Genomic DNA, 26,398 nt, shown 5'->3' with positions numbered 1-26,398 from the left:
GGGAGGCGACGAGGCGCCCCCCGGGTGGGTCCGCCGCCGTGCGGGACTCGGATGGCGGCGGTACCCGAGCGGACATAGCCTGCCCGAGAGCGCAGTCGCGTCCCCCGCTGCCCCGGTAAGGGTGAGAGTCATGAGCGTCGACAAGGGCGAGCGGCGATCCCCGGAACCCGAGGGATCCCCCGCATCGAAGCGATCCCCGGAAGCGCGGGAGTCCCTCGAACCCCGCGTGGGACCCGTCCCCGAGGGGAAGCCGGAGTTCCGCCCCTACCACCACCCCGCCGCGGGCTGGGGCGCGGCGGACAGCGTGACCCGGTTCATGGTGCGCGAGGGAGCCCTCCCCTTGGACGGGCCCCGGGCGATCATGAAGATGAACCACGAGAACACCGGCTTCGACTGCCCGGGCTGCGCCTGGCCGGACGACACCAAGGGGCTGCACCTCGACATCTGCGAGAACGGCATCAAGCACGTCACCTGGGAGATGACCCGGAAGCGGGTGGACCGCGCGTTCTTCGCCGCCCACACGGTGACCGAGCTGGCCGGATGGACCGACTACGACCTGGAGAACCAGGGCCGGCTGACCGAGCCGATGGTCTACGACCCGGAGTCGGACCACTACGTCCCCATCACCTGGAAGGACGCCTTCGCGCTCGTCGGCGGTGCCCTGCGCGCGCTCGACGACCCGAACCGGGCCTCCTTCTACACCTCGGGCCGGCTCGGCAACGAGGCCACCTTCCTCTACCAGCTGATGGCCCGCGAGCTCGGCACGAACAACCTGCCCGACTGCTCGAACATGTGCCACGAGGCCAGCGGCCGGGCGCTGCAGGCCTCCCTGGGCACCGGCAAGGGCACCGTCGACCTGAAGGACTGGGAGAGCGCCGACGCGCTGTTCATCCTGGGGGTCAACGCGGCCTCCAACGCGCCCCGGATGCTGACCGCCCTCGCCGAGGCGTACCACCGGGGCGCGCAGATCGTGCACGTCAACCCGCTCGTCGAGGCGGCCGCGACGCGGACGATCATCCCGCACGACTTCAAGGACATGGCCACCTTCCGCTCGACCCGGACCGGCACCCTCGACCTCCAGCCGCGCATCGGCGGCGACATGGCGCTCCTGCGCGGCATGGCGAAGGCGGTCCTGGAGCAGTCGGTCACGGACCCGAAGGCCCTGGACCGGGAGTTCATCGAGCGGTACACCGCCGGCTTCGAGGAGTACCGCGCGCTGTGCGAGGCCACGCCCTGGGAGGAGCTGGAGACCCAGTCCGGTCTGAGCCGGGCCGACATCCTGAAGGCCGCCAGGGTGTACGGCGAGGCCGACCGCTCCATCGTCAGCTGGTGCCTCGGCGTCACCCAGCACGAGCACGGCGTCGACACGGTGCGGGAGATCGTCAACCTGCTGCTGCTCCGCGGCAACCTCGGCCGGGAGGGCGCGGGCCCCTCCCCCGTGCGCGGGCACAGCAACGTGCAGGGCAACCGCACCTGCGGCATCGACCACCGTCCGAGCGAGGAGTTCCTGGACCGGCTCGCCGAGGCCTGCGCGATCGACCCGCCCCGGGACCACGGCCTGGACACCGTGCGCACCATCAAGGCGATGCACCGCGGCGACGTGCGGGTCTTCGTCGGCATGGGCGGCAACTTCGCCCTGGCCGCGCCCGACACCCCGTACACGTACGAGGCCTTGCGGGCCTGCGAGCTCACCGTGCAGGTGAGCACCAAGCTGAACCGCAGCCATGTCGTGCACGGGCGGCGGGCGTTGATCCTGCCCTGCCTCGGCCGGACCGAGAAGGACCACCAGCGCAAGGGCGTCCAGTCCACCTCGGTCGAGGACTCGATGAGCATGGTGCACCTCTCGATCGGCATGAAGAAGCCCGCGTCGCCGCACCTGCTCTCCGAACCGGCCATCATCGCCGGCATGGCCCGCGCCGCGCTCCCCGACAGCGCCACCCCGTGGGAGTGGTACGTCGAGGACTACGACCGCATCCGGGACACGATGGCCCGCGCGCTCGACGGCTTCGAGGACTTCAACCGGCGGGTGCGGCTGCCGCTCGGCTTCCGCATCCGGCAGCCCGCCCGCGAGCTGGTCTTCCTGACCCCTTCCGGACGCGCCGAGTTCTCCGCCGCCGCCCTGCCGGACGTGGTGCCCGCCCCCGGCACCCTGGCGCTGGGCACGATGCGCTCGCACGACCAGTGGAACACCACGATCTACTCCGGCAACGACCGGTACCGCGGCATCAGGAACCTGCGCACGCTGGTCTTCATGAACCGGGCGGACATGCGCGAGCGCGGCATCGCCGACCTCGGCCCGGTCGACATCACCAGCACCGCCCGGGACGGGAGCGAGCGCTACCTCAAGGGCTATCTCGCCATCCCGTACGACATCCCGCGCGGCTGCGCGGCCGGCTACATGCCCGAGATGAACGTGCTGTGCGCGCTGGACGACTACAGCACCCAGAGCGACCAGCCGATCATGAAGCACGTGAAGGTGACCATCACCCCGGCCGGGTGAGAGCCCGATGCCGGGCTGTCCGAGGCCGGCCGGCTACCCGAGGAACGACAGCCGGACCTCCCGCTGGGGATTGTCCCGGTTGGTGTCCACCAGGCAGATCGACTGCCAGGTGCCGAGCTCCAGGCGGCCGCCGAGGACCGGCACGGTCGCGTGCGGGGGGGACCAGGGCGGGGAGGACGTGGTCGCGGCCGTGGCCCGGGGAGCCGTGGCGGTGCTGCCAGCGGTCGTCGGCGGGGAGCAGGTGGTGGAGGGCGGTGAGGAGGTCGTGGTCGCTGCCGGCACCGGTCTCCAGGATGGCGAGGCCCGCGGTCGCGTGGGGGACGAAGAGGTTGAGGAGGCCGTCGGCTCCCTGCGCGGTGCGGGCGAGGAAGTCCTCGCAGTGGCGGGTGAGGTCGGTGACGGTCTCCGTGGAGCCGGTGGTGAGGCTGAGGACCGTGGTGCTGAAGGGCATGGGGTCATCCTGCCGTTCACGGGCCGGGATCGCGCGTCCACGCTCCGAGACACCGTTGACCCGGTACGGGACGGCTCGCTACGTTCGCGCCATGTTGCGTACAGCCCTGCTCACCACGCGCGGTCACATCGACCTGCTGCGGGTGGCCTCCGCCGCGTGTTGTCGCGGCCGCTGACGCCCTCCCCTTCTCTTTCTGCGGCCCCTCGGGCCTTTCCGACGCGGTGACGGCCGCGGACGTGGCGCCTGCGCGGTGCGCGTCCGCGGGCGGCGGCGCGTCTTCCCGACGTCTTCCCTCCGCCGGTGGTGCGGGGTCGGCGTTCGCACCTTCGAAAGGCTGCCGCCCATGGCGACCGACCTTCCCCGGGCCGTGACCGTCCGCGGTCTGACCCGCTCCTTCGACGGGCGCACCGTGCTCGACGGGCTCGATCTGAGCCTGCCGGCCGGTGAGTTCACCGCACTGGTGGGGCGGAGCGGCTGCGGCAAGTCGACGCTGCTGCGGGCGCTCGCCGGGCTCGACCGCGAGATCAGCGGCACCGTGCTCGTACCCCGGCGCCGCGCCGTCGTCCTCCAGGCGCCGCGCCCGGCGCCGTGGCGGAGGGTGTGGCGGGGGCCCGCCCGACGCGCCGCGCTGGCCGGGGCGGTGGAGCGGGAGTCCGATCTGCTGCTGCTCGACGAGCCGTTCGCGGGGCTCGACGCTCCGGCCCGGGTCAAGGCCCTGCGCCTGGTGGGCGAGGCGTCGCGGCGGCGCGGCCGCACCGTGCTCCTGGCCGCCTCCGAGGTCGACGAGGCGCTGCTCCTCGCCGACCGGGTGCTGGTGATGCGGGACGGCGGCATCGGGTACGACGTGCCGGTCGCCCTCGGCCGGCCCCGCTCCCCCGCCGACCCGGCGCTCGCCGCCCTGCGCACCCGGCTGCTCGCCGAGCTCGGCGAGCGGGCGGGCGTGCCCGTACCCCAGGCCGCCTGACCGCGCAGCGGCCGGTTCCTCCGGACCGCTGCCCCACCGCTTCGCCGACCGTGTCGGCACCCGCTTCGACGACCACCCGCCGCCGTCCGCCGACCCGGCGCGGCTACCGAAAGGGCAGCTCCCGATGACCGTCCACCTCCACTGGTTCCTGCCGACCGGCGGCGACGGCCGCACCCTCGTCGACCGGCACGTGTACGGCGACGGCGGCATCGGCCGCACGCGCGCCGCGAGCGGGGTGCGGGCCCCGGACATCGAGTATCTGGCGCAGATCGCCAAGGCGGCCGAGCGGCTGGGCTTCGAGGCGGTCCTCACGCCGACCGGGACCTGGTGCGAGGACGCCTGGCTGACCACCGTCGCCCTCGCCCAGCACACCGAACGCCTCAAGTTCCTGGTGGCGTTCCGGCCGGGGGCGATCTCCCCCGTGCTCGCCGCCCAGATGGCCGCCACGTACCAGCGGATCACCCGTGGCCGGCTGCTGCTCAACGTGGTGACCGGCGGCGACTCGGCCGAGCAGCGGCGCTTCGGCGACTTCCTCGACCACGACCTGCGCTACGAGCGGACCGCCGAGTTCCTGCGGGTGGTGCGCGGGGTGTGGGGCGGGCGGCCGTACGACTTCGAGGGCGGCCACTACCAGGTGGAGGGCGGGCTGACCGCGCTGCCGCCGGAGCCGCTGCCGGAGATCTTCTTCGGCGGCTCCTCGGCGGCGGCCGGGCCGGTCGCCGCCGAGCACGCGGACGTCTATCTGACCTGGGGCGAGCCGCCGTGGCAGGTGAAGGAGAAGATCGACTGGATCCGGCGGCTCGCGGAGGCGCGGGGCCGCGAGGTGCGTTTCGGCATCCGGCTGCACACCATCTCCCGCGACTCCTCGCGCGAGGCGTGGGCGACGGCCGAGCGGCTGCTCGCCGACCTCGATCCGGAAACGGTGGCAACGGCCCAGGCGGCGCTGGGCCGCAGCGAGTCGGTGGGCCAGCAGCGGATGCTGGCGCTGCACGGCGGCGGCACGCTCGACCGGGACCGGCTGGAGATCGCGCCGAACCTGTGGGCGGGCGTGGGCCTGGTACGGGGCGGGGCCGGGACGGCGCTGGTGGGCAGCCACAGGGACGTGGCCGACCGGATCGAGGAGTACCACGACCTGGGCGTCGAGCACTTCGTGCTGTCGGGCTATCCGCACCTGGAGGAGGCGTACTGGTTCGGCGAGGGCGTGACCCCGGAGCTGGCGGCCCGCGGCCTGCTGCCGACGGTCCCCGACTCGCCGCTGCGGGGCGTCCCGGCGGCGAACGGCCGCCCCGCCTCCGCGCCGGGCGGGGCGCCGCTGCTCGTGACGGGCGGTGGCGGGCGGTAGTTCCGCACCGTCGGTGCGGGGTGCGGGCAGCTCCGTGCCGCCGGTGCGGGCAGCTCCGTGCCGTCCCCGTGGGTGGGGCGGGAAGAAGCCGGACCCGCCCACGGTTGGTGGAACCGTGAACGATTTCGGGGTACACGCAGTGGACGTGGTCGTCGTCGGCGCCGGGCAGGCGGGCCTGTCCGCCGCCTACCACCTGCGGCGCTCGGGGTTCGAGCCCGACCGGGACTTCGTGGTCCTCGACCACGCCCCGCGCCCGGGCGGCGCCTGGCAGTTCCGCTGGCCCTCGCTCACCTACGGCAAGGTCCACGGGATGCACGCCCTGCCCGGCAAGGAGCTGACCGGGGCCGATCCCGCCCGTCCCTCCGCCGAGGTGATCGGCGCCTACTTCGCCGACTACGAGGAGAGCTTCGGCCTGCGGGTGCACCGCCCGGTCGAGGTGTCGGCGGTGCGCGAGGGCGAGGGCGGGCGGCTGCGCGTCGAGACCTCCGAGGGCGTGTACTCCACGCGCGCGCTGATCAACGCCACCGGCACCTGGGACCGCCCGTTCTGGCCGCGCTACCCGGGACAGGAGACCTTCCGGGGCCGCCAGCTGCACACGGCGCAGTACCCCGGTCCCGAGGCCTTCGCCGGGCAGCGGGTGATCGTCGTCGGCGGTGGCGCCTCGGGCACCCAGCACCTGATGGAGATCGCCGAGGTCGCGGCGGAGACCACCTGGGTCACACGGCGCGAGCCCGTCTACCGCGAGGGCCCCTTCGGCGAGGTCGAGGGCCGGGCCGCGGTCGCCCTGGTCGAGGACCGGGTGCGCCGCGGACTGCCCCCGCAGAGCGTCGTGTCGGTCACCGGACTCCCGCTCAACGACGCCGTCCGCTCGGCCCGCGAGCGCGGGATCCTGGACCGGCTGCCCATGTTCGACCGGATCACCCCGTCCGGGGTGGCCTGGGACGACGGGCGGACGGTCGAGGCGGACGTGCTCCTGTGGGCGACCGGCTTCCGGGCCGCGATCGACCACCTGGCGCCGCTGCGGCTGCGCGAGGCGGGCGGCGGCATCCGGGTCGAGGGCACCAGGGCGGTCCGCGACGAGCGCGTCCACCTGGTCGGCTACGGCCCCTCGGCCTCGACGATCGGCGCCAACCGCGCCGGGCGGGCGGCCGTCTCCGAGATCGGCCGGCTCCTCAGGAACGCCCCGCGGCCCGTCGCTGCGCGTTGAACTCGGCGACGTTCGCCTGGTGTTCGGCGTAGTTCGCGGTGAAGCGGGTGTCGCCCGGCTTCACGGTCACGAAGTAGAGCCAGTCGCCGTCGGCCGGGTCGATCGCCGCCGTCATCGCCGCGTCGCCCGGGTTCCCGATGGGCGACGGGGGCAGGCCCCGGCGCTCGTAGGTGTTGAAGGGGCTGTCGATGCGGGTGTCCTGGTGGGTGGTGTCCACGGTGTCCCGCCCCAGGGCGTAGTTGATCGTGGAGTCCATCTGGAGCGCCATGCCCCGGCCGAGCCGGTTGTAGACGACCCGCGCCACCCTGCCCATGTCCGCCGCGCTGTCGGCCTCCGCCTGCACGATGCTCGCGATGATCACGGTCTGGTGGACGCTCATGCCGTGCCGCCGGGCGCCCTCGGTGATGCGCTCGCCGGCGAAGCGCCTGCCCGCCGTGTCGACCATGTAGCGGAGCAGGCCCTGCGGGGTCGTGGCCTTCACCACCGGATACGTGGCGGGGAAGAGATAGCCCTCCGGATTGCCCGCCGCCGCGGGCGGCAGGGCCAGCCCGGTGGCCCGGGCCCCGGCGGCCGCGCGGGTCGTGCCCTGCGGCAGGCCGAGGGAGCGGTCGACGGCCGCGTACACCTCTCCGGCCCGCCAGCCCTCCGGGATGAGCAGGGTGCGCCGCTTCTCGGGCGCGGGCCGCTCCTCCCCGCCCAGCAGCAGGGGCACGGTGATCGCGGCGGCGACGGCGAGGACGGCGCCGAGGAGCAGCGCGAGGCGGCCGCGCCGGGTCAGGCGGGTGCGGCGGCGGCGACGGCGCTCGGGCTGCCAGGACCGGTACGTCATGGGCGCACGCTAACCCGGTGCGCGCGCGAATCCGGGGAGCGCCGGACACACGGCGGCGCCGCCGGTCCCCTGGGACGGGGGACCGACGGCGCCGCTTTCCTGCCGGGCGTGAGGGTCAGACGAGCCAGCCCAGGAAGTGGAGGACGCCGGCGAGCAGGTGGGTGATGACGTTCATGGTGGTGCTTCTCCTCGTACAGAGCTTTCTGTGGGACTGCGCGGTCGCGGTCTGCAGCCCGCCGTTCGCGCTCCGTAATCATCCGACGCCGTACGGGAGTTGGGCAACGAAAAGCAGCACGATCACACGTTCTGGGGAACAACCGCTCCCACGTTCGCGTGTTCGTCCCGACGGACCAGTGCCGCGTACCGCCCGTCCCGGGCGAGGAGTTCGTCATGGGTGCCGCGCTCGGCGATCCGCCCGTCCTCCAGGACGACGATCTGGTCGGCGTCGCGGACGGTGGAGAGCCGGTGGGCGATGGTGATGGTGGTGCGGCCCGCGGAGAGCGCGTCGATGGCCTGCTGGACCGCGTGCTCGGTACGGGTGTCGAGGGCGCTGGTCGCCTCGTCGAGGATGAGCACCGGCGGGTCGCGCAGGATGGTGCGGGCGATGGCCAGGCGCTGCTTCTCGCCGCCGGAGAAGCGGTAGCCGCGCTCGCCGACGAGGGTCTCGTACCCCTCGGGCAGCGAGGCGATGTGGTCGTGGATCTGGGCGGCGCGCGCGGCGGCCTCGATCTCCGCGTCGGTGGCGTCGGGCTTGGCGAAGCGCAGGTTGTCCGCGACGGAGGCGTGGAAGAGGTGGGTCTCCTGGGAGACCACGCCGACGGCCTCGGCGAGGGTGTCGAAGCCGAGGTCGCGCACGTCGGTGCCGTCGAGGGTGACGCGGCCCTCGGTCACGTCGTACAGGCGGGGCACCAGGTAGCTGAGGGTGGACTTGCCGGAGCCGGTGGGGCCGACCACGGCGAGGCTGCCGCCGGCGGGGACGGTGAGGTCGATGGAGTCGAGGGTGGGGCGGCCCTCGCCCTCGGGGTCGTAGCGGAAGCCGACCTTCTCGAAGACCACCTCGCCGGCGATCTTCGCCGGGCGGACGGGCTCGGCGGGCTCGGTGATCTCGACCGGCAGGTCGAGGTACTCGAAGATGCGCTGGAACAGGGCGAGCGAGGTCTGGATCTGCACGCCGGTCGACAGCAGGCTCACGGCGGGCCGGAACAGGCCCTGCTGGAGGGAGACGAAGGCGACGAGGGTGCCGAGGGAGACGGCGGGGCCGCCGGCCTGGAGGGCGAGGCCCGCGGCCCAGTAGATGAGGGCGGGCATGGCGGCCATGACGATGCCGATGACGGACATCCGCCAGCGGCCGGCCATGGAGGAGCGCACTTCGAGGTCGACGAGGCGCTCGGACTCCGCGGCGAAGGACCGCGTCAGCGAGTCGGCGCGGCCCATGGTGCGGCCGAGCAGGATGCCGCTGACGGAGAGGGATTCGGTGACGGTCGCCGCCATGGCGGCCATCTGCTTCTGCCGCTGGGTGGTGATCCGCTTGCGCTCGCGCCCGACCCGGCGGCTGACCCAGACGAAGACCGGGAGCAGGAGCAGGGAGACGAGGGTGAGCCGCCAGTCGAGCGCCAGCATGGCGACGACGGTGGCGACGACGGCGGTGAGGTTGGAGACCAGGGAGGTGGCGGTCGAGGTGACCGTCGCCTGCATGCCGCCGATGTCGTTGGCGATCCGGGACTGGACCTCACCGGTGCGGGTGCGGGTGAAGAAGGCCAGCGGCATTCGCTGGAGCTGGGCGTAGACCGCGGTGCGCAGGTCGTGCATGACGCGCTGGCCGACGGTGGTGGAGATCAGGGTCTGGAGCACGCCGAAGACGCCCGAGGTCACGGCGGTGACGATCATGCCGAGCGCGAGCAGGCTGAGCAGCCCGGTGCGCCCCTGCGGGATCGCGGTGTCCAGGATCTCCTTCAGGAGGAAGGGCGAGGCGATGGAGACGAGGGACGACGCGCCGACCAGCAGGCCGACGACGGCGAGACGGCCCCGGTAGGGGCGGAAGAGCCGCAGGATGCGCCGCAGCTGCGCGGGCTCCTCGGGGCGGCCGGGTTCACGGGAGGGAGGCGTCCAGGTGGACTCGTCGTGCGGATGCATGGGCTCCTACGAGGATTCGGGTGCGGCGGCGGGTGCCGGTGCGGGGAGGGGCGGGGAAGCGGGGGGACAGGAAAGTGAGGGGACGGGGACGGGGACGGGCTCAGTCGACTCCAGTCGACCACATGCGGAGCATAGCTCATTGTTACCTATACTCACAATGAACTTTCTCCTGATATCATTCCCGCATGAGCACCCCGGACCGCGCCCCCGACCCCGACGGCCTCCTCGCGGAGCAGCTGCTCCGCCTGACCCGCCGGCTGCAGCGGGCGCACAAGGGGTACATGGAGCCGGTCGGCATCACGCCCGCCCAGTTCCGCCTGCTGCGGACCGTCGCGCACTACGAGGAGCCGCCCCGGATGGCGGACCTCGCGGCCCGGCTCGAAGTCGTGCCCAGGGCCGTGACCAGCCTCGTCGACGGCCTGGAGGCGGCCGGGCGGGTGCGCAGGGTGCCCGATCCGAGCAATCGCCGGGTGGTGCGGATCGAGCTCACCGACACCGGCCGCGACACGCTGAGGGAGCTGCGCAGCGCGCGCCGCGCCGCCGCAGAGGACATGCTGGCCCCACTGACCGTCGAACAGCGCGAGGTGCTCGGAGGTCTGCTGTCCGCCCTGGTCGACCGCGGTCCGGGGCGCGCCTGCTGAGACCGGGGCCCGGCCGCGCCGGAGGGGAGCCCTGGCCATGCCCGTACTGGAGCCGAACCCGCAGGCCCTGCGAGCCGGAACGCCTCGGCGGGCGGCGCCCGACCGGGTGCCGGACCTCCAGGCCCGTGGCACGCCGAAGCACCTGCGGGAGGAGCTGACCGCCGTCCTCGGCCCCGGCAAGGTGCTCTCGAAGATCTCGGACCTGGTGCGGTACGCCTCCGACGCGAGCCCCTACCGTTTCGTGCCGCAGGTCGTGGTGGTCGCCGAGGACATCGACGACGTGTCCGCCGTCCTCTCGTACGCGCACGGCAAGGGCCGCGAGGTGGTGTTCCGGGCGGCCGGGACCAGCCTCAACGGGCAGGCGCAGGGCGAGGACATCCTGGTCGACGTGCGCCGCCACTGGGCGGGCGTCGAGGTCCTGGACGGCGGCGCCCGGGCCCGGATCCTGCCCGGGACCACGGTCGTCCGGGCCAACGCGGCCCTGGCGCCGTACGGGCGGGTGCTCGGCCCCGACCCGGCGAGCGCGATCGCCTGCACGATCGGCGGCGTCGTCGCCAACAACGCCTCCGGGATGACCGCGGGAACGACCCGGAACTCGTACCGCACGGTCGCCTCCCTCACCTTCGTCCTGCCGAGCGGCACCGTCGTCGACACCGCCGACCCGGCCGCCGACGAGGAGCTGGCCCGGGCCGAGCCTCGGCTGTGCGCCGGGCTGCTCGGACTGAAGGCGGACATCGAGGCGGACCCGGAGCTGACGGCCCGGATCCGCGCCAAGTACGCCATCAAGAACACCAACGGCTACCGCCTGGACGCCTTCCTCGACGCGGACACCCCGGTCGGGATCCTGCGCGGCCTGATGGTGGGCTCCGAGGGCACGTTCGGCTTCATCTCCGAGGTCGTCTTCGACACCCTGCCGCTGGACCGGAAGGTCAGCACGGCACTGCTCTTCTTCCCGTCCCTGCCGGCCGCCGCGGCGGCCGTGCCCCTCTTCAACGACGCGGGGGCACTGGCCGTCGAGCTGATGGACGGCAACACCCTGCGGGCCTCGGTGAAGGTGCCCGGGGTGCCCGCCGACTGGGCGGAGCTGCCCAAGGAGACGGCCGCGCTGCTCGTCGAGTTCCGCGCGCCGGACGAGGCCGGGCAGTTGGCGTACGAGGAAGCGGCGGCCGGGGTGCTGGCCGGGCTCGACCTGGTCGCCCCGGTCGGCTCCGTGACCAACGCCTTCACCCGGGACGCCGGGACGATCTCCGGCTACTGGAAGGCCCGCAAGGCCTTCGTGACCGCGGTCGGCGGCTCGCGCCCCTCCGGGACGACGCTGATCACCGAGGACTTCGCGGTGCCGCCGGCCCGGCTCGCCGAGGCCTGCGCCGAGCTCCTCGAACTCCAGTCGCGGCACGGCTTCGACGCGGCCGTCGCCGGTCACGCCGCCCACGGCAACCTGCACTTCCTGCTCGCCTTCGACGCCGGCGACCCCGCCGACGTCGAGCGCTACGCGGCCTTCATGGACGACTTCTGCAAGCTGACCGTGGAGCGCTTCGACGGCTCGCTGAAGGCCGAGCACGCCACCGGCCGCAACATCGCGCCCTTCCTGGAGCTGGAGTGGGGGCCCAGGGCGACGGAGCTGATGTGGCGGACCAAGGAGGTCATCGACCCGGACGGGGTGCTCGCCCCCCGGATCGTCCTCGACCGCGACCCGCAGGCCCACCTGCGCGGCCTCAAGACCATCCCGACGGTGGAGCCGATCGCCGACCCGTGCATCGAGTGCGGCTTCTGCGAACCCACCTGCCCGAGCCACGACCTGACGACCACTCCGCGCCAGCGGATCGTGCTCCGGCGGGAGATGATGCGGCAGGCGGACGGCGCCCCGGTCGAGACGAGTCTCCTGGAGTCGTACGGGTACGACGCCGTCGACACCTGCGCGGGCGACTCCACCTGCAAGCTGGCCTGCCCCGTCGGGATCGACACGGGCGCGCTGATGAAGGAGTTCCGGCACGAGCGGCACTCGCCGCGCGAGGAGCGGATCGCCGCGCTCGCCGCGGAGCACTTCCGCGCCGTGGAGGCCGCGGCCCGGCTCTCGGTGGGGGCCGCCGAGCGGATCGGCGACCGGCTGCTCGGCTCCGTGACGGGGCTCGCGCGCAAGGCGGTGCGGCCCGACCTCGTACCGGAGTGGCTGCCGGAGATCCCGGGCGCGGCTCCGCGCCGGCTCCCGCGCACGCACCGGCCGGCGGCGGTCGCGGTCTACTACCCGGCGTGCGTGAACCGGATCTTCGGCAATCCGGACGGCTACCGGGGCCCGTCGCTGCCGGAGGCCGTGGTGGCGCTCTCGGCGCGGGCCGGGCGCCCGGTGTGGATCCCCGAGGACGTCGCCGGGACCTGCTGCGCGACGATCTGGCACTCCAAGGGATACGAGCGGGGCAACGAGGTGATGGCCAACCGGATCGTGGAGGCGGCCTGGGGCTGGACGGCGGGCGGGCGCCTTCCGCTGGTGGTGGACGCCTCGTCGTGCACGCTCGGCATCGCCCACGAGGTGGTGCCGTACCTGACCGACGACAACCGGCAGCTGCACGCCGAACTGACCTTCCTCGACTCGCTGGTGTGGGCGGCGGACGAGCTGCTGCCCCGGCTGGACGTGCGCCGCCGGGTCGGGTCGGCGGTCGTGCACCCGACCTGTTCCATGCGGCACCTGGGCGACGAGGACCGGCTGTCGGTGCTCGCCGGGGCGTGCGCGGAGGAGGTGGTCGTGCCGCAGGACGCCGGCTGCTGCGCCTTCGCGGGCGACCGGGGCATGCTGCACCCGGAGCTCACCGCGTCGGCGACGGCCCGGGAGGCGGCCGAGGTGACGGCCCGGCCGTTCGACGCGCACCTGTCGGCGAACCGGATGTGCGAGATCGGCATGGACCGCGCCACGGGCCGCAGCTACCACTCCGCCCTCATGGAGCTGGAGCGGGCCACCCGCCCGTGACCGGGACGCCGTGCGCCGCGGGGGCGGGTCCTCCCGTCCCCGCGGCGCACGGACTCCGCCGCACGTGCCTGCCGGGGGCTACTGCGGCGGCGGGTCCTGGGGCCGGTCGGTGCCCAGTTGGTCCTTCAGCCTCTCCTGGGCGGTGTCGACGTGGCCGCTGTACTTGCCCTGGGTCTTCTCGTCGACGAAGTCACCGGCCTTGTCGATGCCCTGACCGGCCTTGTCCTCGTGACCCTTCAGCATCTGCTTGAGCTTGTCCATCACGCTCATCCGAGCCTCCTTGGCGGGCTGTGCTCCCGTCCAGGATCACCGGTCGGGCGCCGGACCGCATCCGCTCAGCAACGCCGCAGGTCCTCCACGAGGGTGCCCTGGACGGTCCTGAGCGAGCGGTCGTGGCAGCCGTCGGAGCCGTACAGGCGGTAGCGCTCGGCGCTGGTGCCGACCGCGTGCCGCTGGTCGCGGGGGACGCCGGTGGTGTAGGTGGCGTCGCCGGTGTACGTGTCGTCGAGGCGGGACCAGGACAGCCGCTTCCCGTTCCGCTCGACGGTGACGGCCGCCCGGTCGCCGAGGGTGAGCACGGTCCGCAGCCGGTCGCCGGCGCCGACGGTGGTCTCGCCGTCCATGGTGTACGTGCGGTGGGTGCGGGTGACGGTCCGGCCGACGGTCACCGTCTCGTCGTCGGTCCAGTACGCGGTGAGCGCGTCGGGGTTCTCGTCCGCGCCCCAGCGGTGGGCGGAGCGGTGGTCGAGGGTGCGGGCGACAGTGGTGGAGACCCGGCCGTGCGAGGTGTTCAGGTGGCCGGCGACGGTGAGGGTGTGCCCGCCGGTGGTGTCCAGCCGGGCCGGTGCGCCGGCCGTGTACACGGCGGAGCCGCGCGGGGCGCCCTCCTCGTGCCGGTCGAGGCCTCCGGTGACGACGGCGCTGCCCTCGTCCTGCCACAGCAGCAGGTTGGCGGGCGTGCCCCAGCCGGTCTGCCCGGCGGGGACGCCCGCCACGGAGACCTCCACCCGGTGCGGGCGGCCGTCGTTGAGGAGCGCGGCGAAGGGGGTGAGGTCGTAGACGACCGGCTGGATGTCGAAGGCGCGCGGGGCGGGGGTGACGTACCAGAGGAAGGGGTTGGACCAGCCTCCGGTCCAGACGGTCGGGAACGGCGCGGCGATGCCGGCGAGCCGTCCGTCGACGGCGATCCGCACCTCGCGGTACGGGCCGTCGGCGGCCTTGCAGGAGTAGGGCGCGGCGTCGGGGACGGTGAGGTACCAGTACTCCTCGCAGCCGCCGCCCGAGCCCGTGGCGTACACCTCGGCGAGGACGCGCTCGGTGTTGCGCGGGGTGGTGAGGGTCGCGCCGGTCAGCGGCAGGATCCGGTCGGGGGTGCCGGCGGCGGGCTTCACCGGGCCCTCGGCGGTGTGGAAGGTGAGGGTGACGCGGACGTCGAAGACCCCGGTGTACGTGTCGTTGACGACGTTGCCGATGAGCATCTCGACGGGCTGGGGGCGGCTGAGGACCTCGCGGTAGCGGGTCACGTCCTTCTCGACCGACCAGGCGATGCCGTCGGGCGAGGGCTGCGGGGTGGAGGTGCGGAAGATCTCCACGCCGCCGACGGAGAGGTGCCCGAGGCGGTCGTACTGACGCCCCTTCACCTTCCCTTCCAGGCGCAGGACGACCTTGTTCCAGCGGGTGCCGCACTCCCTGGGCGGGGTGTAACTCCCGCGGTACGGGGTGAAGTCGCGGAACTGCGCCTCGGCGAGGGTCACCTGGCAGCTGGGGGTGCCGGGGGTGGTGACGGGCGGGGCGGCGGTCACGGGATCGTGCCAGTCGGTGGTGAACTCGGCAGGCGGGGTGGCGGGGTCGTCCGCCGCGTGCGCCGCCGGGGCGGCGAGCAGCAGACCCGCGGCGAGGGTGAGGCCGCCGATCATGCTCATGATCTTCCGTTGTCTCATGGGACCGGAGTGAAGCGCGGGTTCCGGCGCCCGGTCCAGAGGGCGTGGGCCGGGCTTGGCGGGTTCTGTCTCGAAGGTGCCGAAAGCGGTGCGCAGGAAAACCGATTGCCGAGCGGTGGGCCGTGGAGCGAGCCTTGGTGGGTTCGGGACATCACAGGATGCGGGACACCACAGGACCGGTGGGAGTCACCGGACAGGACCGGTGAGAGACACCGGTCGAAGGCGCTTGGGACATCATGCAGATTCGCGATCTACCGTATGCCGACCCAGGGGTCCCGGACGTCCGGTCGGGCGGCAGGTTCCTCCTCTGGCTCGGCCGTCAGCAGCTCGGCGGGCAGGTGAAGTGCCTGCTCTGGGGCCTGCTGTTCCAACTGGGCATCGCCGGGCTGCCGATCGGCGTCGGCCTCGCCGTCCAGGCGGTCGTGGACCGCGACGGCGGCCGGCTGGCGCTGGGCGTGGGGCTGCTCGCCCTGCTCGGCTGCGCGATCGCGGCCGGCGACACGATGGCCCACCGGGTCGCCGTGACCAACTGGATCACGGCCGCCGCCCGGGTCCAGCAGCTGCTCTCCCGCAAGACCGCCGAACTCGGCTCGCTGCTGACCCGGCGGGTCGCGGCGGGCGAGGTCGTGGCCGTGTCGACCGGCGACGTCGAGAAGATCGGCTGGTTCGTGGAGGCCGCCTCCCGGTTCGCCGCGGCGGCCGTCAGCCTGGTCGTCGTCTGCGTCGGGCTCGTGCTCTACCAGCCGGACCTCGGCGTGGTCGTCGCGCTGGGCGTCCCGGTCCTCGCGCTCGCCGCGCTGCCCCTGCTCCCCCGCGCCACCCGCCGGGCCGACGTGCAGCGCGAGAAGGCGGGCCGGGCCACCGAGCTGGCCTCCGACACCGTGGCCGGGCTGCGCGTGCTGCGCGGCATCGGCGGCGAGGAGCTGTTCCTCGGCCGCTACCGGGCCGCCTCCCAGGAGGTGCGCGAGGCCGCCGTGCACAGCGCCCGGATGTGGGCGGTCATCGCGGCCGTCCAGGTGCTGCTGCCCGGACTGCTGATGCTCACGGTCGTGGTGTACGGCGCGCGGCTGGCACTGGACGGGCGGATCTCGGTGGGCGAACTGGTCACCGTCTACGGGGCGGTGGCGCTCACCCATCACGCGCTGCGCACCTTCGAGGAGATCGCGATGGCGTACTCCTTCTCGCGCCCGTCCGCGAAGCGCGCCGCCCGGGTGCTCGCCCTGTCGCGCACCACGACGGCCCCCGCCCCCGCGCGGGACGCCGAGGAGCTGCCCGCGGGCGACCTGTACGACCCGGTCACCGGGGTGCTCGCCCCGGCGGGCCGGTTCACCGCGGTGGTGTGCGGGGGACCCGGACCTGGCGGGACGGCTCGCGGACCGCTTCGGCGGTCATCCGCCGGAGCCGGGCGAGGACCACGCCTCGGTGCTGCTCGGCGGGGTCGCCCTCGACGAGCTGACGCTCGACGCGGCCCGCACGGCGGTCCTGGTCCAGGACAAGGACCCGGTGCTGCTCTCGGGCACGCTGCGGGAGCTGCTGGACGTGCCGTCCTCGGGGGCGGTCGCGGCGCGGGCGGCCCTGGAGGCGGCCCAGTGCGGGGACGTCCTGGACGCCCTGGCCCAGGCCTCCGTCGACACCGGCGGCGACCCGATGCGCACCCGGATCACCGAGCGCGGCCGGTCGCTCTCCGGCGGACAGCGGCAGCGGCTCGCCCTGGCCCGCTCCCTGGTCACCGACCCGGAGGTGCTGGTCCTGGACGAGCCGACCTCGGCGGTGGACTCCCACACCGAGTCCCGGGTGGCCGACGGGATCAAGCGGCTGCGCGCGGGCCGCACGACCGTGGTGCTGGCCTCCTCGCCGCTGCTGCTGGACCTCGCCGACCGGGTGGTCCTGGTCCACGAGGGCGCGGCGGTCGCGGTCGGCACCCACCGCGAACTGCTGGCCGACGAGCCCCGCTACCGGGCCGTCGTGACCCGCGAGACGGACGACGAGCGCGACGAGCCTGCCGGGCACGCCCTCGACGGCGGGCCGCGGCGGCTCGGGGACCTCGACGACGTGCTGGCGGAAAAGCTGGAAGAAGAGCTGGAAGGAGAGTCGGCATGATCGGCCTGGCGCCCCCGGAGTACGACCCGGCGGCACCCCAGTCGGCGACGACGCTGCCGGTGGGCGGCTCGGCGACGGTGCGGACGTACGTCCGGGACCTGCTGCGCCGCCATCGCGGGGCGTTCGCCCTGCTCGTCGGGGTCAACGCGATCGCGGTGATCGCCTCGATGGCCGGTCCCTATCTGCTCGGCTCGGTCGTCGAGCGGCTGACGGACGGCGCCCGCGAGCTGCACCTGGAGCGCACGGCGGCCCTGTTCGCGGTCGCGCTGCTGATCCAGACGGTCTTCACCCGGCTGGTGCGGCTGCGCGGCGCGATGCTCGGCGAGGAGATGCTGGCCGATCTGCGCGAGGACTTCCTCGTGCGCTCGGTGGCCCTGCCGCCGGGTGTCCTGGAGCGGGCCGGGACCGGCGACCTGCTGTCCCGGATCACCACCGACATCGACCGGCTCGCCAACGCGATGCGCGAGGCCGTGCCGCAGCTCGTCGTCGGTGTGGTGTGGGCGGGACTGCTGATCGGCGGTCTCGCGGTGACCGCCCCGCCGCTGGCGCTCGCGCTGGTGTGCGCGGCGCCGCTGCTGATCGTCGGCTGCCGCTGGTACTTCCGCCGGGCGCCCTCGGCGTACCGCTCGGAGGCCGCCGGGTACGCGGCCGTGGCCGCGGCCCTCGCGGAGACCGTGGACGCGGGCCGCACGATCGAGGCGCACCGCCTCGGCAAGCGCCGGATCGACCTCTCGGACCAGCGGATCCGGGAGTGGACGCGCTGGGAGCGCTACACGCTCTACCTGCGCTCGGTGCTCTTCCCGGTCGTCGACCTCACGCACACGATCGTGATCGCGTCCGTACTGCTGGTCGGCGGGGTGTTCGTCTTCCAGGGCTGGATGGACGTGGGGCAGCTGACCACGGGCGCGCTGCTGGCGCAGATGCTGGTCGACCCGATCGGCATCGTCCTGCGCTGGTACGACGAGCTCCAGGTCGCCCAGGTGTCGCTGGGCCGGCTCGTGGGCGTCCGGGAGATCGAGCCGGAGGCCGGGGACGGGACGGTGCGCCCGGAGGGGCGGGCGGTCCGCGCCGACGAGGTGCGCTTCGGCTACCGCGAGGGCGTGGACGTGCTGCACCGGGTGTCGATGGACGTCGCCCCGGGCACCCGGCTCGCCCTGGTCGGTCCCTCGGGGGCCGGCAAGTCGACGCTCGGCCGGCTGCTCGCGGGCATCTACGCGCCGCGTTCCGGGAGCGTCACCCTCGGCTCCGCGGAGCTGGCCCGGATGCCCGCCGAGCGGGTCCGCGAGCACGTGGCCCTGGTCAACCAGGAGCACCACGTCTTCGTCGGCTCGCTCCGCGACAACCTGCGGCTGGCGCGGCCGGGCGCCGAGGAGGCGGAGCTGTGGGAGGCGCTCGGCGCGGTCGACGCCGACGGCTGGGCGCGGGCCCTCGACGCGGGCCTCGACACCGAGGTCGGCTCGGGCGGCCTGGCCCTCACCCCGGCCCAGGCCCAGCAGGTCGCGCTCGCCCGGCTCGTCCTGGCCGACCCGCACACGCTGGTCCTGGACGAGGCGACCTCGCTGCTGGACCCGCGGGCGGCCCGCCACCTGGAGCGCTCGCTGGCCCGGGTGCTGGACGGCCGCACGGTGATCGCCATCGCGCACCGGCTGCACACGGCGCACGACGCCGACCTGATCGCGGTGGTCGAGGGCGGCCGGATCAGCGAGCTGGGCAGCCACGACGAGCTGGTGACGGCGGACGGGGCGTACGCGGCCCTGTGGCGCTCCTGGCACGGATAGGCGCACGCCGGGCGCGCCGGGCCCGCTCGGCGTGCACAGCGCGAAGGGGCCGCCCCGGTCGAACCGGGGCGGCCCCTTCCGCGTACCTCGGCCCAGGGGCGGAACGGCTGACGGAACCGCTACAGGAAGCCGAGGGCCGAGGCCCCGCCCACCCCGCCGAGCAGCATGAAGACCGGCATCAGGACCTTCAGCTCGACCCAGCTGCCGGCGCGGAAGCGCAGGGCCTTCGGCGGGCCGATCGGGTACCAGCGCTTGCGGCCCACCGGGATGGGCCACAGGATCGGGCAGCCGGAGACGGTCAGGGCGTCGCCGATGTCGTGGACGAGGGCGCCCAGCACGATCGGCAGGCCGAGCCACAGGTACTCCTGGCCGGGCTCGGTGAACAGCCACGCCGCGCCGTTGCCGGGCTGGTCGAGGACCCCGGCGAGGATCCAGGCGCTGGTGGCGCCGAGCAGCCACACCAGGATGTCGCTGGACATCCGGGCGGCCCGCCACAGCAGGCCCTCCACCGCGAGGACCAGGTGCACGAAGAGGATCGCCAGGACCGCCCAGCGGCCGCCGGTGACCGCGGCCACGGAGCAGCCGGCGCCGATCAGGACCGCCCACAGCCAGGTGTGGGTGAGGGTGCGGTGGCCGCCGGACCTGCGCGGGTCGGCGGAGGAGCGGGTGGCCTTGTAGACGGCGTACGAGAGCTTGTCGACGACCTCGCACAGGCCGCGGGAGACGGGTCCGAAGGCGCGCGAGATGGTGGCCGACTTGTGGTCGAGGTCGGGGGCGAGGGCAGCGCCCGCGCAGATGAGCGCGCCGACGACCAGAACCGGCCACGGCATCGGGTGGTCGAGCGCCGCCGCGGCCGCCCCGACACCCAGCCAGGCCGCTGCGCCGGACAGCGAGTGCGCCGGTCCCATCATGGTCGTGCCCGCCCCGTTTCCTCGTACGCCGGCGCCCAGTTGACGCACGGTCGGCCGACCGGTCGCGCGACCGGTCGACGGGCCAGCCTATCCTCCGTGATCTTCCTTCCGGTGGCCGGTTCCCTCATCCGAACGGAATCCAGGCAAGATGGGGGCGTGACCCTTATCGATCAGCTCCCGCCGACCGCCGACCCCGACGCCCTTTTCGAGGCTTTCTCCTCATGGGCGGAGGACCAGGGCATCACGCTCTACCCGGCTCAGGAGGAGGCGCTGATCGAGGTGGTCTCCGGGGCGAACGTGATCCTCTCCACCCCGACCGGCTCGGGAAAGTCGCTGGTCGCGGCGGGGGCGCACTTCACGGCCCTGGCCAATGACCAGGTGACCTTCTACACGGCGCCGATCAAGGCGCTGGTGTCGGAGAAGTTCTTCGACCTGTGCAAGATCTTCGGCACCGAGAACGTCGGCATGCTCACCGGCGACGCCTCGGTGAACGCGGACGCCCCCGTCATCTGCTGCACCGCCGAGGTGCTCGCCTCGATCGCGCTGCGGGACGGCAAGGACGCCGACATCGGCCAGGTCGTGATGGACGAGTTCCACTTCTACGCGGAGCAGGACCGCGGCTGGGCCTGGCAGATCCCGATCCTCGAACTGCCGCAGGCCCAGTTCATCCTGATGTCGGCCACCCTCGGCGACGTGTCGATGTTCGAGAAGGACCTGACCCGGCGGACCGGGCGGCCGACCTCGGTGGTCCGCTCGGCGACGCGGCCCGTGCCGCTCTCCTACGAGTACCGGCTCACGCCGATCACCGACACCATCACCGAGCTCCTGGAGACCCGGCAGGCACCGGTCTACATCGTCCACTTCACCCAGGCGCAGGCCGTGGAGCGGGCGCAGTCGCTGATGAGCATCAACATGTGCTCGCGCGAGGAGAAGGACAAGATCGCCGAGCTGATCGGCAACTTCCGGTTCACCACCAAGTTCGGCCAGAACCTCTCGCGCTACGTGCGGCACGGCATCGGCGTGCACCACGCCGGCATGCTGCCCAAGTACCGGCGGCTGGTCGAGAAGCTGGCGCAGGCGGGTCTGCTGAAGGTGATCTGCGGGACGGACACCCTCGGCGTGGGCGTCAACGTGCCCATCCGCACGGTGCTGTTCACGGCGCTGACCAAGTACGACGGCAACCGGGTGCGGACGCTCCGGGCGCGGGAGTTCCACCAGATCGCGGGCCGGGCCGGCCGGGCCGGCTTCGACACCGCGGGCTTCGTGGTCGCGCAGGCGCCCGAGCACGTCATCGAGAACGAGAAGGCGCTCGCCAAGGCCGGCGACGACCCGAAGAAGCGCCGCAAGGTGGTCCGCAAGAAGGCCCCCGAGGGCTTCGTCGCCTGGAGCGACACCACCTTCGAGAAGCTGATCGACTCCGAGCCGGAGCCGCTGACCTCGCGCTTCAAGGTCACGAACATCATGCTGCTGTCCGTGATCGCCCGGCCGGGGAACGCCTTCGAGGCGATGCGCAAGCTCCTGGAGGACAACCACGAGCCGCGCCGCAACCAGCTGCGGCACATCCGCCGGGCCATCGCGATCTACCGCTCGCTGCTGGACGGCGGCGTGGTGGAGCAGCTGGACACCCCGGACGCCGAGGGCCGCACGATCCGGCTCACGGTCGACCTCCAGCAGGACTTCGCGCTGAACCAGCCGCTGTCCACCTTCGCGCTGGCCGCGTTCGACCTGCTGGACCCGGAGTCCCCCTCCTACGCCCTGGACATGGTCTCGGTGGTCGAGTCGACCCTCGACGACCCCCGCCAGATCCTCGCCGCCATGCAGAACAAGGCGCGCGGCGAGGCGGTCGGCCAGATGAAGGCGGACGGCGTCGAGTACGAGGAGCGCATGGAGCGGCTCCAGGAGATCTCGTACCCGAAGCCGCTGGAGGAGCTGCTCTGGCACGCGTACAACGTCTACCGGAAGTCGCACCCGTGGGTCGGCGACCACCCGGTCTCGCCGAAGTCCGTCATCCGTGACATGTACGAACGGGCGCTGTCCTTCACGGAGTTCACCTCCTGGTACGAGCTGGCGCGGACCGAGGGCATCGTGCTGCGCTACCTGGCGAGCGCGTACAAGGCGCTGGACCACACGATCCCGGACGACCTGAAGACCGAGGACCTCCAGGACCTGATCGAGTGGCTGGGCGAGATGGTGCGCCAGGTGGACTCCTCGCTGCTCGACGAGTGGGAGCAGCTGGCGAACCCGGAGGTCCAGACGGCCGAGGAGGCCCAGGAGAAGGCCGACCAGGTCAAGCCGGTCACGGCGAACGCCCGCGCCTTCCGGGTCCTGGTGCGCAACGCGATGTTCCGCCGGGTGGAGCTGGCGGCGCTGGACAACGTGGACGCGCTCGGCGAGCTGGACGGGGAGTCCGGCTGGGACGCCGACGCGTGGGGCGAGGCGATGGACGGGTACTGGGACGAGTACGAGGACCTGGGCACCGGTCCGGACGCCCGGGGCCCGAAGCTGCTCGCCATCGAGGAGGACGCGGAGCACGGGCTCTGGCGCGTCCGGCAGACCTTCGCCGACCCGAACGGTGACCATGACTGGGGCATCAGCGCGGAGGTGGACCTGGCGGCCTCGGACGAGGAGGGCCGGGCGGTCGTGCGGGTGACCTCGGTCGGACAGCTGTAGGCACCCCTCGTAGGCATCGCTCGCAGGCACCCCTCGTGGGCATCGCCTGGGGGCATCCCCGTGGAGACATCCGAAGGAGCATGAGGTGACCAACCCCGCCGAGAGACTCGTGGACCTGCTCGACCTGGAGCAGATCGAGGTGAACATCTTCCGCGGCCGCAGCCCGCAGGAGTCGCTGCAACGGGTCTTCGGCGGGCAGGTCGCCGGCCAGGCCCTGGTGGCGGCCGGGCGCACCACGGACGGCGAGCGCCCGGTGCACTCGCTGCACGCCTACTTCCTGCGGCCGGGCCGGCCGGGCGTGCCGATCGTCTACCAGGTGGAGCGGGTGCGCGACGGGCGCTCGTTCACCACCCGGCGGGTCACCGCGATCCAGGAGGGCCGGACGATCTTCAATCTGACGGCCTCCTTCCACCGCCCGGAGGAGTCGGCCTTCGAGCACCAGCTGCCGCCCCGGCACCTGGGCGACCCGGAGAGCCTGCCGAACCTGGCGGACGAGATCCGCGACCACCTGGGGGCGCTGCCGGAGGCGCTGGAGCGGATGGCCCGGCGGCAGCCCTTCGACATCCGCTACGTGGACCGGCTGCGCTGGACGAAGGAGGAGGTCCAGGGCGCGGACCCGCGCAGCGCGGTGTGGATGCGGGCGGTGGGGCCGCTGGGCGACGACCCGCTGGTGCACACCTGCGCGCTGACCTACGCCTCGGACATGACGCTGCTCGACGCGGTGCGCATCCCGGTGGAGCCGCTGTGGGGGCCGCGCGGCTTCGACATGGCGTCGCTCGACCACGCGATGTGGTTCCACCGCCCGTTCCGGGCCGACGAGTGGTTCCTGTACGACCAGGAGTCGCCGATCGCGCACGGCGGGCGCGGGCTGGCCCGCGGCCGGATCTACGACCGCGAGGGCCGGCTGCTGGTGTCGGTGGTGCAGGAAGGGCTGTTCCGCAAGCTCTAGCGGGGCCCCTCGCGCCTCACACGCCGGGCAGGGTGTCCTGCTCGACCTCGTGGCGGCGGGTGCGGATGTCCGGGCCCGGCGGGTGCAGCTTGGCGTCGCAGGAGGGGCCGAGTCCGGTGCGGCGGGACTCGGCTCCGGTCAGCGGGCGGCCGCACAGCCGGCACCACACGCGGCCCGGCGCCGGCTGTGCGGCGGAATCGATCTCGATTGCCAGTGGTTCGTCTCCCATGTTGAGATCAAACCCCATGCAACCGAGGAGCTGTCCATGAGCCTGTACGAGATCCCGCTGAAGACCCTCACCGGGGACCCGATCTCCCTCGCCGACTTCCGTGACCGTGCCGTCCTGGTGGTCAACGTGGCCTCGCAGTGCGGCCTCACCCCGCAGTACGCGGGTCTGGAGCGGCTGCAGAAGGAGTACGGGGACCGCGGCTTCACCGTGGTCGGTGTGCCCTGCAACCAGTTCGCGGGCCAGGAGCCGGGCAGCGCGGAGGAGATCGGCACCTTCTGCTCCGCGACGTACGGCGTGACCTTCCCGCTCCTGGAGAAGACGGACGTCAACGGCGCCGGCCGGCACCCGCTGTACGCGGAGCTGACCAAGGTCGCGGACGCCGAGGGCGCGGCCGGGGACGTGCAGTGGAACTTCGAGAAGTTCCTGATCGGCCGCGACGGCGTGGTCACCCGCTTCCGCCCGCGCACCGAGCCGGAGGCCCCCGAGGTCGTGGCCGCGATCGAGGCCCAGCTTGCCTGAGCTCGCGATCGCCGGCGTGGTGGAGCGGCTGCGGGCCGCGGGCTGCGTCTTCGCCGAGGAGGAGGCGGAGCTGCTGACCGCGGCGGCGCGGGGCCCCGCCGAACTGGACGCGATGGTCCGGCGGCGGGTCTCGGGCCTGCCGCTGGAGCACGTGGTGGGCTGGGCCGGGTTCGCCGGGCTGCGGATCGAGGTCGACCCGGGCGTGTTCGTCCCGCGCCGGCGCACGGAGTTCCTGATGGGCCGCGCGGTGGCGCTGGCCCGGCCGGGCGCCGTCTGCGTCGACCTGTGCTGCGGCTCCGGAGCGGCGGGGGCGGTGCTGCTCGCCTCCGTGCCGGGCGCCGAGGTGCACGCCTCGGACATCGAGCCGGCGGCGGTGCGCTGCGCCCGGCGGAACCTGGAGCCGCGCGGCGGCCGGGTCTACGAGGGCGACCTCTTCGAGCCGCTGCCGGAGGCGCTGCGCGGCCGGATCGAGGTCCTCGTCGCCAACGTGCCGTACGTGCCGAGCGAGGACGTGGCCCTGCTGCCGCCCGAGGCGCGCGACCACGAGCCGCTGGTGGCGCTGGACGGCGGCGCGGACGGCCTGGAGGTGCTGCGCCGGGTCGCGGCCGAGGCGGCCGACTGGCTGGCGCCGGGCGGCCACCTGCTGGTGGAGACGAGCGAGCGCCAGGCCGACCGGGCCGTGGCGGCGGTCACCGCGCACGGCCTGTCGGCCCGGATCCTGGAGGACGAGGAGCTGTACGCCACGGTGCTGGTGGCGACGCGGCCCTTGCTCGTGTCCGGATCCGGCCTGGCACCGCGGGCCGGCCAGGCCTGATCCGAACGACAGGGCCTCGGTCGCGTCCGGAAAGTCCCGCCTGGCCTGCGGGCCTAGCCCTCCCGGGCGGTGCGGGGCCTCAGCCGGCAGCGGGCCGGGCCGAGGGCCTGGAGGGTGATCGCCGAGCCGAGCGGCACGTGGGTGTCGATCGCCTCCAGCTCGTGGCGCTGGAGGATCATCGCGAGGGCGATCACCGACTCCAGCATCGAGAAGTGCTGTCCGATGCAGGCGCGCGGGCCGCCGCCGAAGGGGAACCAGGCGTAGCGGGGGCGCTCGGCCTCCCGCTCCGGGGTGAAGCGCTCGGGGTCGAAGCGCTCCGGGTCGTCCCAGTAGCGCGGGTGGCGGTGGGTGACCCAGGGGGCGACGATCACGTCGGCCCCGGCGGGGATCGCGTACCCGCCGATCTCGGTGGCCTCGACGGCCCGCCGGCCGATGGCCGGGGCGGCCGGGAAGAGCCGCATGGCCTCCTTGAGGACCCGGGTGAGGTAGGGCAGCGCGTCGAGGTCGGCGGCGCCCGGCGTGCGGCCGCCCAGGACCTCGTCGAGCTCCTGGTGGGCCCGCCGCTGCACCTCGGGGTGGCGGGCCAGCAGGTGGAGGGCGAAGCCCATCGAGGTGGCGGTCGTCTCGTGGCCGGCGAGCAGGAACACCAGGACCTGCTCGCGCAGTTCGCCCGCGTCGAAGCCGTCGGCGCCGTCGCTCGCGGCGACCAGGCGGCTCAGCAGGTCCTCGCCGTCTCCCCCGCCGTCGGCGCCGTCGGTGCCGGCCGCGCGCCGCTCGGCGATGATCCGGTCGCAGACCGCGTACAGCTCCTCGTGGGCCGTGGCGGCGCGCCGGTTGACGGGCGTGGGCCAGGAGCGCGGGAGCTTGCGGGGCGCGTAGCCGCGGCGCGAGACGTAGTCCCCGAGGACGGGGAAGCAGCGCTCGACGATGCCGACGGCCTCGTCGACGTCGGTGCCGAAGAGGATGCGGGCGACGGCGCGCAGGGCCAGCCCGGCCATCTCGTGGACGACGTCCACGGAGCCGTGGCCCGCCGTGCGCCAGCCGTCGGTGAGCCGGGTGACCTCGGTGGCGACGGCGGCGGCGTAGCCGTCGACGCTGCGGCGGGTGAAGAGCGGCTGGACGAGCCGGCGCTGGCGCAGGTAGTCGCCGTCCTGGCTGGTCAGCAGTCCGTTGCCGAAGGACTCCCGGATCTCCTGGTAGAAGGCGTTGTCCTTGCGGAAGTTGGCGGCGTCGGTGGCGAGCACCTGCTGGGCGCCCTCGGCGGAGAACACGCAGTGGACGGTGGCCCGGGCGCCGGGCGGTCCTGCGGTGATCCGGACGACGTCGCCGTGGTCGCGGCGGGCCTTCAGGAAGGTGCCGAGCGAGTCGTTCTTGAGGTCGAGCAGCGAGCCGAGCAGCGGGACGCCCGTGAGTTCGGGCACCTGCCGTGCGGTGGCGCTGGTGGTCGTCGTCATCGTGC

General features: G+C 73.6%; 18 protein-coding genes and 2 pseudogenes. 12 read left to right on the top strand and 8 right to left on the bottom strand.

Annotated features, from left to right (window positions below; translation table 11 throughout):
* Window positions 1–130 precede the first annotated feature (130 nt).
* Window positions 131–2,500 carry an FdhF/YdeP family oxidoreductase gene (locus ABD981_RS33980; RefSeq protein WP_123954446.1) on the top strand — a complete coding sequence of 790 codons (2,370 nt, stop codon included), beginning with the start codon at window positions 131–133 and terminating at the stop codon, window positions 2,498–2,500.
* Between the two features lie 33 nt (window positions 2,501–2,533).
* Here the strand turns inward: ABD981_RS33980 and ABD981_RS33975 are convergent.
* Window positions 2,534–2,951 (bottom strand): annotated as a pseudogene (locus ABD981_RS33975) (secondary thiamine-phosphate synthase enzyme YjbQ).
* A gap of 343 nt (window positions 2,952–3,294) precedes the next feature.
* On the opposite strand from ABD981_RS33975, the gene ABD981_RS33970 reads away from it, so the two are divergent.
* From ABD981_RS33970 to ABD981_RS33960, 3 genes are all read left to right on the top strand, one after another.
* A complete protein-coding gene (locus tag ABD981_RS33970; protein ID WP_046907678.1) occupies window positions 3,295–3,915 on the top strand; it encodes an ATP-binding cassette domain-containing protein in 621 nt (206 codons plus the stop codon).
* A gap of 124 nt (window positions 3,916–4,039) precedes the next feature.
* Window positions 4,040–5,257, top strand: coding sequence for an LLM class flavin-dependent oxidoreductase (locus ABD981_RS33965; RefSeq protein WP_046907679.1), 1,218 nt, complete (start codon window positions 4,040–4,042; stop codon window positions 5,255–5,257).
* 115 nt (window positions 5,258–5,372) lie between these two features.
* A complete protein-coding gene (locus tag ABD981_RS33960) occupies window positions 5,373–6,464 on the top strand; it encodes an NAD(P)-binding domain-containing protein (RefSeq protein WP_046907680.1) in 1,092 nt (363 codons plus the stop codon).
* On the opposite strand, the gene mltG is transcribed toward ABD981_RS33960, so the two are convergent.
* Together mltG and ABD981_RS33950 are read right to left on the bottom strand one after the other, a co-directional pair.
* Entirely contained in the window at window positions 6,430–7,293 is an 864-nt protein-coding gene (gene mltG / locus ABD981_RS33955; protein WP_046907681.1) for an endolytic transglycosylase MltG, read from the bottom strand. The genes ABD981_RS33960 and mltG overlap by 35 nt on opposite strands.
* Before the next feature lie 297 nt (window positions 7,294–7,590).
* A complete protein-coding gene (locus tag ABD981_RS33950) occupies window positions 7,591–9,426 on the bottom strand; it encodes an ABC transporter ATP-binding protein (protein WP_046907682.1) in 1,836 nt (611 codons plus the stop codon).
* 185 nt (window positions 9,427–9,611) lie between these two features.
* Between ABD981_RS33950 and ABD981_RS33945 the strand changes: the two genes are divergently transcribed.
* Together ABD981_RS33945 and ABD981_RS33940 are read left to right on the top strand one after the other, a co-directional pair.
* On the top strand, window positions 9,612–10,067 hold the full coding sequence (locus ABD981_RS33945) for a MarR family winged helix-turn-helix transcriptional regulator (RefSeq protein ID WP_046907683.1): 456 nt from the start codon (window positions 9,612–9,614) through the stop codon (window positions 10,065–10,067).
* A gap of 37 nt (window positions 10,068–10,104) precedes the next feature.
* On the top strand, window positions 10,105–13,029 hold the full coding sequence (locus ABD981_RS33940; RefSeq protein ID WP_046907684.1) for an FAD-binding and (Fe-S)-binding domain-containing protein: 2,925 nt from the start codon (window positions 10,105–10,107) through the stop codon (window positions 13,027–13,029).
* A 78-nt stretch (window positions 13,030–13,107) separates the two neighbouring features.
* Here the strand turns inward: ABD981_RS33940 and ABD981_RS33935 are convergent, their stop codons facing one another.
* Window positions 13,108–13,299: an antitoxin gene (locus ABD981_RS33935; RefSeq protein ID WP_046907685.1), complete on the bottom strand. Its 192-nt coding sequence runs from the start codon at window positions 13,297–13,299 to the stop codon at window positions 13,108–13,110.
* A 65-nt stretch (window positions 13,300–13,364) separates the two neighbouring features.
* Window positions 13,365–14,969 carry a peptide-N4-asparagine amidase gene (locus ABD981_RS33930; protein WP_046907686.1) on the bottom strand — a complete coding sequence of 535 codons (1,605 nt, stop codon included), beginning with the start codon at window positions 14,967–14,969 and terminating at the stop codon, window positions 13,365–13,367.
* A 236-nt stretch (window positions 14,970–15,205) separates the two neighbouring features.
* Between ABD981_RS33930 and ABD981_RS33925 the strand changes: the two are divergent.
* Both ABD981_RS33925 and ABD981_RS33920 read left to right on the top strand, forming a co-directional pair.
* A pseudogene (locus tag ABD981_RS33925) lies at window positions 15,206–17,069 on the top strand (ABC transporter transmembrane domain-containing protein).
* Window positions 17,066–18,847 carry an ABC transporter ATP-binding protein gene (locus tag ABD981_RS33920; protein WP_046907688.1) on the top strand — a complete coding sequence of 594 codons (1,782 nt, stop codon included), beginning with the start codon at window positions 17,066–17,068 and terminating at the stop codon, window positions 18,845–18,847. Before ABD981_RS33925 ends, ABD981_RS33920 begins: the two are co-directional and overlap by 4 nt.
* Window positions 18,848–18,966: 119 nt before the next feature.
* Here ABD981_RS33920 and ABD981_RS33915 read toward each other — a convergent pair whose 3' ends face one another.
* A complete protein-coding gene (locus tag ABD981_RS33915; RefSeq protein ID WP_046907689.1) occupies window positions 18,967–19,758 on the bottom strand; it encodes a metal-dependent hydrolase in 792 nt (263 codons plus the stop codon).
* 96 nt (window positions 19,759–19,854) lie between these two features.
* Between ABD981_RS33915 and ABD981_RS33910 the strand changes: the two genes are divergently transcribed.
* Together ABD981_RS33910 and ABD981_RS33905 are read left to right on the top strand one after the other, a co-directional pair.
* A complete protein-coding gene (locus tag ABD981_RS33910) occupies window positions 19,855–22,428 on the top strand; it encodes a DEAD/DEAH box helicase (RefSeq protein ID WP_123954448.1) in 2,574 nt (857 codons plus the stop codon).
* 85 nt (window positions 22,429–22,513) lie between these two features.
* Window positions 22,514–23,377 (top strand): acyl-CoA thioesterase, encoded by an 864-nt coding sequence (locus ABD981_RS33905; protein ID WP_046907691.1) that lies wholly within the window; start codon window positions 22,514–22,516, stop codon window positions 23,375–23,377.
* A gap of 16 nt (window positions 23,378–23,393) precedes the next feature.
* On the opposite strand, the gene ABD981_RS33900 is transcribed toward ABD981_RS33905, so the two are convergent.
* A complete protein-coding gene (locus ABD981_RS33900) occupies window positions 23,394–23,606 on the bottom strand; it encodes a DUF6011 domain-containing protein (RefSeq protein ID WP_046907692.1) in 213 nt (70 codons plus the stop codon).
* Window positions 23,607–23,642: 36 nt separating this feature from the next.
* Here ABD981_RS33900 and ABD981_RS33895 point away from each other — a divergent pair, with 36 nt between their 5' ends.
* Window positions 23,643–24,125, top strand: a complete 483-nt coding sequence (locus tag ABD981_RS33895; RefSeq protein ID WP_046907693.1) for a glutathione peroxidase — start codon at window positions 23,643–23,645, stop codon at window positions 24,123–24,125.
* Window positions 24,118–24,939, top strand: a complete 822-nt coding sequence (locus ABD981_RS33890) for a putative protein N(5)-glutamine methyltransferase (protein WP_046907694.1) — start codon at window positions 24,118–24,120, stop codon at window positions 24,937–24,939. Before ABD981_RS33895 ends, ABD981_RS33890 begins: the two co-directional genes overlap by 8 nt.
* A 53-nt stretch (window positions 24,940–24,992) precedes the next feature.
* On the opposite strand, the gene ABD981_RS33885 is transcribed toward ABD981_RS33890, so the two are convergent.
* A complete protein-coding gene (locus ABD981_RS33885; RefSeq protein ID WP_046907695.1) occupies window positions 24,993–26,393 on the bottom strand; it encodes a cytochrome P450 in 1,401 nt (466 codons plus the stop codon).
* Between the last annotated feature and the right edge of the window lie 5 nt (window positions 26,394–26,398).

The sequence above is a fragment of the Streptomyces showdoensis genome (assembly GCF_039535475.1).
GTDB classification, from domain to species: Bacteria; Actinomycetota; Actinomycetes; order Streptomycetales; family Streptomycetaceae; genus Streptomyces; species Streptomyces showdoensis.
This window is presented reverse-complemented; position numbering and strand designations above follow the sequence as displayed.

Excerpts from the sequence above, each read along its gene's own strand:
- ABD981_RS33980 (WP_123954446.1), top strand. The coding sequence starts at position 131 with ATGAGCGTCGACAAGGGCGAGCGGCGATCCCCGGAACCCGAGGGATCC.
- ABD981_RS33970 (WP_046907678.1), top strand. The coding sequence starts at position 3,295 with ATGGCGACCGACCTTCCCCGGGCCGTGACCGTCCGCGGTCTGACCCGC.
- ABD981_RS33965 (WP_046907679.1), top strand. The coding sequence starts at position 4,040 with ATGACCGTCCACCTCCACTGGTTCCTGCCGACCGGCGGCGACGGCCGC.
- mltG (WP_046907681.1), bottom strand. The coding sequence starts at position 7,293 with ATGACGTACCGGTCCTGGCAGCCCGAGCGCCGTCGCCGCCGCCGCACC.
- ABD981_RS33950 (WP_046907682.1), bottom strand. The coding sequence starts at position 9,426 with ATGCATCCGCACGACGAGTCCACCTGGACGCCTCCCTCCCGTGAACCC.
- ABD981_RS33945 (WP_046907683.1), top strand. The coding sequence starts at position 9,612 with ATGAGCACCCCGGACCGCGCCCCCGACCCCGACGGCCTCCTCGCGGAG.
- ABD981_RS33940 (WP_046907684.1), top strand. The coding sequence starts at position 10,105 with ATGCCCGTACTGGAGCCGAACCCGCAGGCCCTGCGAGCCGGAACGCCT.
- ABD981_RS33935 (WP_046907685.1), bottom strand. The coding sequence starts at position 13,299 with ATGAGCGTGATGGACAAGCTCAAGCAGATGCTGAAGGGTCACGAGGAC.
- ABD981_RS33930 (WP_046907686.1), bottom strand. The coding sequence starts at position 14,969 with ATGAGACAACGGAAGATCATGAGCATGATCGGCGGCCTCACCCTCGCC.
- ABD981_RS33920 (WP_046907688.1), top strand. The coding sequence starts at position 17,066 with ATGATCGGCCTGGCGCCCCCGGAGTACGACCCGGCGGCACCCCAGTCG.
- ABD981_RS33915 (WP_046907689.1), bottom strand. The coding sequence starts at position 19,758 with ATGATGGGACCGGCGCACTCGCTGTCCGGCGCAGCGGCCTGGCTGGGT.
- ABD981_RS33900 (WP_046907692.1), bottom strand. The coding sequence starts at position 23,606 with ATGGGAGACGAACCACTGGCAATCGAGATCGATTCCGCCGCACAGCCG.
- ABD981_RS33895 (WP_046907693.1), top strand. The coding sequence starts at position 23,643 with ATGAGCCTGTACGAGATCCCGCTGAAGACCCTCACCGGGGACCCGATC.
- ABD981_RS33885 (WP_046907695.1), bottom strand. The coding sequence starts at position 26,393 with ATGACGACGACCACCAGCGCCACCGCACGGCAGGTGCCCGAACTCACG.